The organism is Paenibacillus oleatilyticus, assembly GCF_018998565.1.
GTDB classification, from domain to species: Bacteria; Bacillota; Bacilli; order Paenibacillales; family NBRC-103111; genus Paenibacillus_G; species Paenibacillus_G oleatilyticus.
This window is the reverse complement of sequence record NZ_JAHNZO010000009.1, coordinates 237,546-244,181: the sequence shown is the minus strand read 5'-3', so window position 1 is coordinate 244,181 and position 6,636 is coordinate 237,546. Positions and strand designations below refer to the sequence as shown.

The 6,636-nt window shown below is 55.9% G+C and carries 7 protein-coding genes; 1 reads left to right on the top strand and 6 read right to left on the bottom strand.

Features of this window, described 5'->3' with window-relative positions:
• Window positions 1-172 precede the first annotated feature (172 nt).
• Window positions 173-931 (top strand): IclR family transcriptional regulator, encoded by a 759-nt coding sequence (locus KQX66_RS14475; protein ID WP_216793540.1) that lies wholly within the window; start codon window positions 173-175, stop codon window positions 929-931.
• Window positions 932-953: 22 nt separating this feature from the next.
• Here the strand turns inward: KQX66_RS14475 and KQX66_RS14470 are convergent, their stop codons facing one another.
• Genes KQX66_RS14470 through accC form a run of 6 tightly spaced genes read right to left on the bottom strand, consistent with a single transcriptional unit; the run spans window position 954 to window position 6,620 of the window.
• Complete coding sequence (locus KQX66_RS14470; protein WP_216793538.1) at window positions 954-1,904, bottom strand: DUF979 domain-containing protein; 951 nt, start codon at window positions 1,902-1,904, stop codon at window positions 954-956.
• On the bottom strand, window positions 1,894-2,616 hold the full coding sequence (locus KQX66_RS14465) for a DUF969 domain-containing protein (RefSeq protein WP_216793536.1): 723 nt from the start codon (window positions 2,614-2,616) through the stop codon (window positions 1,894-1,896). The genes KQX66_RS14470 and KQX66_RS14465 overlap by 11 nt, the downstream gene beginning before the upstream one ends.
• Window positions 2,617-2,632: 16 nt before the next feature.
• Entirely contained in the window at window positions 2,633-3,406 is a 774-nt protein-coding gene (locus KQX66_RS14460; RefSeq protein WP_216793534.1) for a LamB/YcsF family protein, read from the bottom strand.
• A gap of 51 nt (window positions 3,407-3,457) precedes the next feature.
• Complete coding sequence (locus KQX66_RS14455) at window positions 3,458-4,468, bottom strand: 5-oxoprolinase subunit C family protein (RefSeq protein WP_284439811.1); 1,011 nt, start codon at window positions 4,466-4,468, stop codon at window positions 3,458-3,460.
• Window positions 4,465-5,235, bottom strand: coding sequence for a 5-oxoprolinase subunit PxpB (pxpB, locus tag KQX66_RS14450; RefSeq protein ID WP_253957138.1), 771 nt, complete (start codon window positions 5,233-5,235; stop codon window positions 4,465-4,467). Before pxpB ends, KQX66_RS14455 begins: the two co-directional genes overlap by 4 nt.
• A gap of 14 nt (window positions 5,236-5,249) precedes the next feature.
• Complete coding sequence (gene accC / locus KQX66_RS14445) at window positions 5,250-6,620, bottom strand: acetyl-CoA carboxylase biotin carboxylase subunit (RefSeq protein ID WP_216793532.1); 1,371 nt, start codon at window positions 6,618-6,620, stop codon at window positions 5,250-5,252.
• Window positions 6,621-6,636: the final 16 nt, after the last annotated feature.

Below are 6,636 nucleotides of genomic sequence, written 5' to 3'. Positions count from 1 at the left end.
TCGGAACGTTTCCCAGTATACAAGAGGCGCTTTTTTTGTTCAAAGCTCAAATTACTTCATTACAGGAATGGCTCCTCGCTATATAAAACTTGGTTTTAAAGCTGGAATGTATTTTCATATTTTAATATAATTGAAGTAGCGTTCCGATATACGGAATGAGTTGGAGGTTGCCATGCAGAATAAAAACAAAACTGTCGTCAAAGCCAAAGAGATTCTGGATCTCTTTCTAACCTACGAACAGCTATCTTTGCAGGAAATGTCGACGTTGTCGGGACAAGCGAAAACGACCGTGCACCGCATGATCGGCTCGCTCGAGGAAATGGGCCTGCTCGCCAAAACCGCAGAAGGAAAATATGAGCTCGGCTTCATGTTCCTGCAATTCGGGCAGCTGGTCAAGGAGCGTCTCGATATCCGTAAAATCGCCCTGCCGGTCATGAAGCAGCTGCGGGACGACGTGGAAGAGGCCGCCAATCTGGTCATCCGGGAAGGAAACGAAGCGATCTACATCGAGAAGGTGGATACGACCCAGCCGGTAAGGGTGTTCACCCAAATCGGCCGCAGAGCCGCTCTATACGCCGGAGCCTGTCCGCGGATTTTGCTCTCGTTCATGCCGCAGCAGGAGCTGCAAACATATATTGAAGAAACGCCCCTCGTCGCCTACGCGGACGGCACGATCACCGATAAGCCGAAGCTTCTCGAATCGATTCAAGAAGCCAAAGCGCGCGGCTACACGATCAGCCATTCGGAGCTGCGCAATTTTACTTCGGCCGTAGCCGTTCCTATTTATAATTATAGCGGACAAGTGATTGCGGGGCTAAGCATCTCCGGATTGGAAAACCGCTTTACCGAGCAGCGTCTGCCGGAATTAATCGAGAAGACCGTAGCCGCAGGTAAAGCGATTTCCAAAAAGATGGGATATTTAGAGCATTGACACGATGTGCGGCGGACAGCCGTTAAAAAGCGAGAACATACATCAGTACGATATTGGCCGCCAACAAAATCAACGCTGTCGGCACTTGGGCCTTGATGACACTATACTTGGGCAGATCGAGCAGCGCGGCAGGCACGATGTTAAAGTTAGCTCCCATCGGCGTCATCAGCGTCCCGCAGTAGCCGGACAGCATGCCGATGGCGGACATGACCGCCGGATTGGCCCCATGCATGCCTACGAGCAGCGGAAGGCCGATGCCGGCCGTCATGACCGGGAACGCGGCGAAAGCGTTGCCCATGATCATCGTAAATACGGCCATCCCGATAGAATAGGCGGCTACGACGAGCAGACGATTGTCCACCGGAATGGAGGAACCGACCAGCTCCGCGATCACTTTGCCGACGCCCGCAGCCGAGAACAGCGCCCCCAAGCTTGCGAGCGTTTGCGGGAGCACGGCAGCCCAGCCGATCGAATCGAGCAGGCGCCGCGATTCCTTCACCGGGACGATGCTTTTTTGTTTGGTCAGCGTAATGGCCGCGACGAATGCCAGCACACACGCTACGCCAAGGGCTGCCAGCGTTACGTTGGACTTGTCCAGCAGCCGCAAGCCGCCGATGGTCACATCCTTGAGCAAAGTGGCTCCGATCAGCGTGAGGAGCGGTATCATCAGAATCGGCAGGAACAGCTTGTTTTTATATTTCGCCGCCGAAGCCGCCCGTTCTTCATCCGCCACTTGCTTATGCTTGCCCGGCCGAACGCCCCCAAAGCCTGCGATGACCGCCATAACAATGACGATGATTCCCATATACATAGGTGGGATTAACTTGCCGAAAGCAAAGGATATGGCGAAAAGCGCCCAAAATGCCGCCGTCAGCAGCCGTCTCGGATTGCTTGTATCCTTCAAGCTGAGACCTGCAATAACGATCAAAAAGACCGCGGCTACATAATAAACGTATTCCAGATTAACGAGCATGGCTCTGCACCTCTTCCAAGGTTTCTTCGGACGAGCCGGACGGCTCCGAATCGATCATCTGCTTGATTTTACGGTCCAGCAGATACAGCCTTGTGCCATGAATGAGAAACGCCGCGATCGCCGTCGGGATCCCCCAGACGGAGACGTGCAAAGGCTCCACTTGAACGCCATTTTGCGCTAAGAAGCCTTGAATCAGCAATACGGCGCCAAATGCGATAAATACGTCTTCTCCAAAAAACAGGCCCACATTGTCTGTCGATGCGGAATAAGCTTTGATCCGGTCGGAAACGTTTTTGGGCAAGGGTCCGTGCTTATGCGCGGCTGCGCCTTCGGCCATCGGGGAAACAAGCGGACGAACCATCTGCGCATGCCCGCCGAGGCTGGTAAGCCCTATGGCCGCGGTCGCTTGGCGGATCACCAGGTAGACCAGCAGCAGCCGGCCTGTCGTGGCCGCTTTAATTTTACCGATCAGTTCCTGCGACTGCTCCTTCAGACCGTACCGTTCCAGCAGTCCGACAACCGGGAGCGTAAGGATAAACAAGGACAAGTAGCGGTTGGAAACGAAAGCATTGCCGAAGGTTGTCAAAATTTCGCCGAAGGACAGATGGCCGGCAATTCCCGTTACAATCCCGGCCGCGCAAACGACAAGCAGCGGATTAAAGCGCAGGGCGAAGCCGACGATGACGATCAGGACTCCAAGCAGCGTCAACATAAATGTATTCCTCCTTTTAGATGTTGCGGTTATCGTGAGCCGGCACTAGTGTAATTCCTTCGGCTTGGAGCATGTCCCGTATGCCGCGGGCGAACTCTACGGCATGCTTCCCGTCGCCATGGATACAGATCGTCTCGGCCAGGATAGGAACATCCGTCCCCTGCTGCGATCTGACCGTTCCTTCCTTCACCATGGTCATAATTTGCTCGACGGCGGCCGACGGATCGTTGATCATAGCGTCCTGTTGGCTGCGCGGAGTCAGGCTTCCGTCCGATTGATAGGTGCGGTCGGCAAACACCTCGCTTGCCGTCAGCAGGCCGAGCTTAGCCCCCGCGCGAATCAGCTCGCTTCCGGACAGGCCGTACAAGATCAGCTGCGGATTCACTTTATAAACGGCTTCCGCAATCGCCTCGGCCAGCTTGGCGCTGCGGGCCGCCATATTGTATAATGCCCCGTGCGGCTTGACGTGACGCATCACGCCCCCTTCTGCCTGGACGAAGCCGTTCAGCGCCCCGATTTGGTAGACGACCATATCGAACGCTTCCTGCGGCGAGATCTCCATATTCCGCCGGCCGAAGCCGATTAAGTCCGGAAGCCCCGGATGGGCGCCGATGGCCACCTTGTTATCCAGCGCGGACTTGACGGTTTGACGCATCGTGCCGGGATCTCCGGCGTGGAAGCCGCAGGCGATGTTCACCGAAGTGACAAGCCGCAGCATTTCCTCGTCATTTCCCTGCTTATAGGCCCCGAAGCTTTCCCCGAGATCGCAATTTAAATCCACCACATACATAGGCTGCGCCTCCTTTCAAATTTCAGCGGATAACGCACCGCCGGGCGTCACTCACCGGGCCTTCAAATAAAGCTTTATCACCCTGGTCAATCGTTCGAATTCCAGCTCTTTCCGGATATAAAGCTCCTCGGCCTCCTGCAAAGAAACTTCGGCGAAACGGATGCTGTCACCGGGCTTGGCTTGGGCCAAAACGGGAAGATCCGCCGTGATGACCTGCGCGATTCTTGGATAGCCTCCGATCGTTTGCCGGTCCGCCATCAGCACAATCGGATTCCCTTCGGGCGGCACCTGTATGGTACCGAATGAAACCGCTTCAGAAAGTGTCTCCAGCGATTCCTTGAAGGCAAGCGTCTCCCCCTGAAGCCGGTAGCCCATCCGGTCCGACTGCGGTGTAATCCGGAAGGTCCGGGTGACAAACGCAGTTTGGCTTTCTTCCGTAAAAGCATCGTATTCCCGGCCCCGGATCACCCGGATCACGGGATCTTTAGCATAGGCTGGCAGCGCCTCGTTCCCCATAAACCATTCCGCTGCCAGCCACCTCCTAGCACGAAGAGCAGCCTGCCGGGCTTTCAGGTATCCGGCCGCCGTTTCGGAAGGAAGACCAAAGTCAAGCCGGTCGCCGGCCTTCAAGGCTCTCCCTTCATGCCCTCCGATTTTCGCCCGAAGGTACGTGCTCCGGCTGTGCATCACCGGCGGAACATCGATTCCGCCCGCTACCGCCAAATACACGCGGGCGCCCGACCGGCACGGCCCGAATTCCAGCGTCGAACCTTCTTTGATCAAGAGGGGTCTCCATAAAGGAACCGGCTCTCCTTCAATTGTGGGCGACAGATTTCCGCCGCAGACGGAAATGAGCGAATCGGCTTCAAAACGGATGACCGTTCCCATTAACGTAACTTCCAAGGCGGCTGCATTCTCTTCGTTGCCGACCAACACATTCGCCGCACGAAGCGCGAACGTATCCATAGCCCCGCTGACGATAACCCCCTGCTGTTGAAATCCGAACCTCCCTTTATCCTGTATCGTGGTCAAGAGTCCCGGATTGACAATCTGCATGCTCATGTGCTGTCCTCTCTCCACTCTTCGAATTGTTTAAGCCCGATCGGCTGGAATCGCACGATATCTCCCGCCTTCAACAAACTGGGCGAAGAATCGTCGGGGCGAAATAACGGCAGCGGCGTTCTTCCGATCAACTGCCATCCTCCCGGCGTGGAGATCGGATAAATTCCGGTCTGGTTTCCTCCGATGCCTACCGTTCCCGCCTCAATCTGCAGCCGTGGCGTGCTTCGCCGCGGGGTGGCGATGCGTTCGGACAGCCCGCCCAAGTAAGGAAAGCCCGGAGCAAACCCGATCATATAGACCAAATAATCTTGCGACGAATGGATTTCGATGACTTCCTCGGGAGTCAATCCGTGATATTCGGCTACGCTGTTCAAATCCGGCCCCAATTCGCCTCCATAGCATACAGGGATGCGAACAATATTCGAAGCGCTTTCAAAGGTGTTATCCAAATTAGCGGCCGCCCGCTTGACGATGCCTCGGATCAGCTCATACGGGGAGCGGAACCCGCTGCCGTCTCGCGCTCTGCAGCTTTCCCCCGTCGCCGGATCGCGCAGCTTCAAGGGATCGTAAAACACGGTAACCGTCACAAAGGCTGGAACGATTTCGATCAGCCCCGGAAACGGATGCCGCTCAAGATAGGCGGTTAAAGCTTGAACTTGGCGGTGCGTCTTCGGATCGATGCCGCTGCCCAATTGGACGGAAACCGCAGCATCGCCCAACGGGTATATTTCCGGCTCCATCCGCTCTTCGCGCTGGTTGTCAGGCATGCTGCCCACCTCTTTCATCGATGTTCGTTTGCGGATCGTTCCGGATGGATTTCATGCGTTTCCAGAAACTTGGTATCAAAATCACCCGATACGAACGTCTCGTGCTCCATCAATTGCCGATGGAACGGAATCGTCGTCTTGATCCCGTCGATCACAAATTCGTCCAGGGCCCTTCTCATTCGACGAATGGCATCCTGCCGGTCTTTGCCCCATACAATGAGCTTCGCGACCATGGAATCGTAGAACGGCGTAATCTGATAGCCGGCATACACCGAGCTGTCGACCCGGACGCCGAAGCCTCCCGGAGGCGTGTAAGCCGTAACTTTGCCCGGCGAGGGCATGAAATCTTGAGCCGGATTCTCGGCATTGATCCGGCATTCCATCGCCCATCCGTTGATGCGGATGTCCTCTTGCCGGAACGAAAGCGAGCAGCCTGCCGCTACGGTCAACTGTTCTTTGATGAGGTCGATCCCGGTGACCATTTCCGTGACCGGATGCTCGACCTGAATGCGGGTGTTCATTTCCATAAAATAAAATCGCCCATGCCGATCCAGCAAAAATTCCACGGTGCCTGCGCCACGATAACGGACCGCTTTGGCGGCGGCGACGGCCGCAGCGCCCATTCGCTCCCGCAATTCGGCGTCGATCGCAGGGGACGGTGCCTCTTCCACCAGCTTCTGATGGCGTCGTTGAATCGAACAATCCCGCTCGCCAAGATAGACGACTTGGCCCTCTTGGTCGGCCATAATTTGCACTTCGACGTGCCTCGGACCTTCCAAATATTTTTCCAGATAGACGCCGGAATTGCCGAAAGCCGCGTCTGCTTCTTTCCGCGCTTGCTGGATGACCTCGACCAGCTGCTTTTCGTCCTGGGCTACCCTCATCCCTTTGCCTCCGCCGCCGGCGGTTGCTTTCACAATGACCGGATAGCCGATTTCCGCCGCCATCCGAAGGGCGTCTTCCACCCGGTCGATGATGCCGTCCGTGCCCGGAACGACCGGAACGCCTGCCTCCCGCATCGTTTCTTTGGCCACGGCCTTGTCGCCCATCTTGCGGATCGCTTCCGCGTCCGGTCCGATAAACGCGATACCGTATTCTTCGCACGTTTCCGCAAAATCGGCATTTTCGGACAAAAATCCGTAGCCGGGATGAATGGCGTCGGCCCCTGCATGCAAAGCAACTGCGATTAGACGGGCCACATTCAGATAGCTGTCCTTGGCGGCCGTCGGCCCGATACAGTAGGCTTCGTCCGCCATACTCACATGCAAGGAAGGTTTGTCCGCTTGGGAGTATACCGCAACCGTTTTCATATCCAGTTCTTTACATGCCCTTATAATGCGAACGGCGATTTCTCCCCGATTGGCAATCAATACTTTCTTAAACATGAGATGCTCCCTTCCA

Coding starts and splice junctions, on each gene's coding strand:
- accC (WP_216793532.1), bottom strand. CDS start 6,620: ATGTTTAAGAAAGTATTGATTGCCAATCGGGGAGAAATCGCCGTTCGC.
- KQX66_RS14460 (WP_216793534.1), bottom strand. CDS start 3,406: ATGTATGTGGTGGATTTAAATTGCGATCTCGGGGAAAGCTTCGGGGCC.
- KQX66_RS14475 (WP_216793540.1), top strand. CDS start 173: ATGCAGAATAAAAACAAAACTGTCGTCAAAGCCAAAGAGATTCTGGAT.
- pxpB (WP_253957138.1), bottom strand. CDS start 5,235: ATGCCTGACAACCAGCGCGAAGAGCGGATGGAGCCGGAAATATACCCG.
- KQX66_RS14455 (WP_284439811.1), bottom strand. CDS start 4,468: ATGAGCATGCAGATTGTCAATCCGGGACTCTTGACCACGATACAGGAT.
- KQX66_RS14470 (WP_216793538.1), bottom strand. CDS start 1,904: ATGCTCGTTAATCTGGAATACGTTTATTATGTAGCCGCGGTCTTTTTG.
- KQX66_RS14465 (WP_216793536.1), bottom strand. CDS start 2,616: ATGTTGACGCTGCTTGGAGTCCTGATCGTCATCGTCGGCTTCGCCCTG.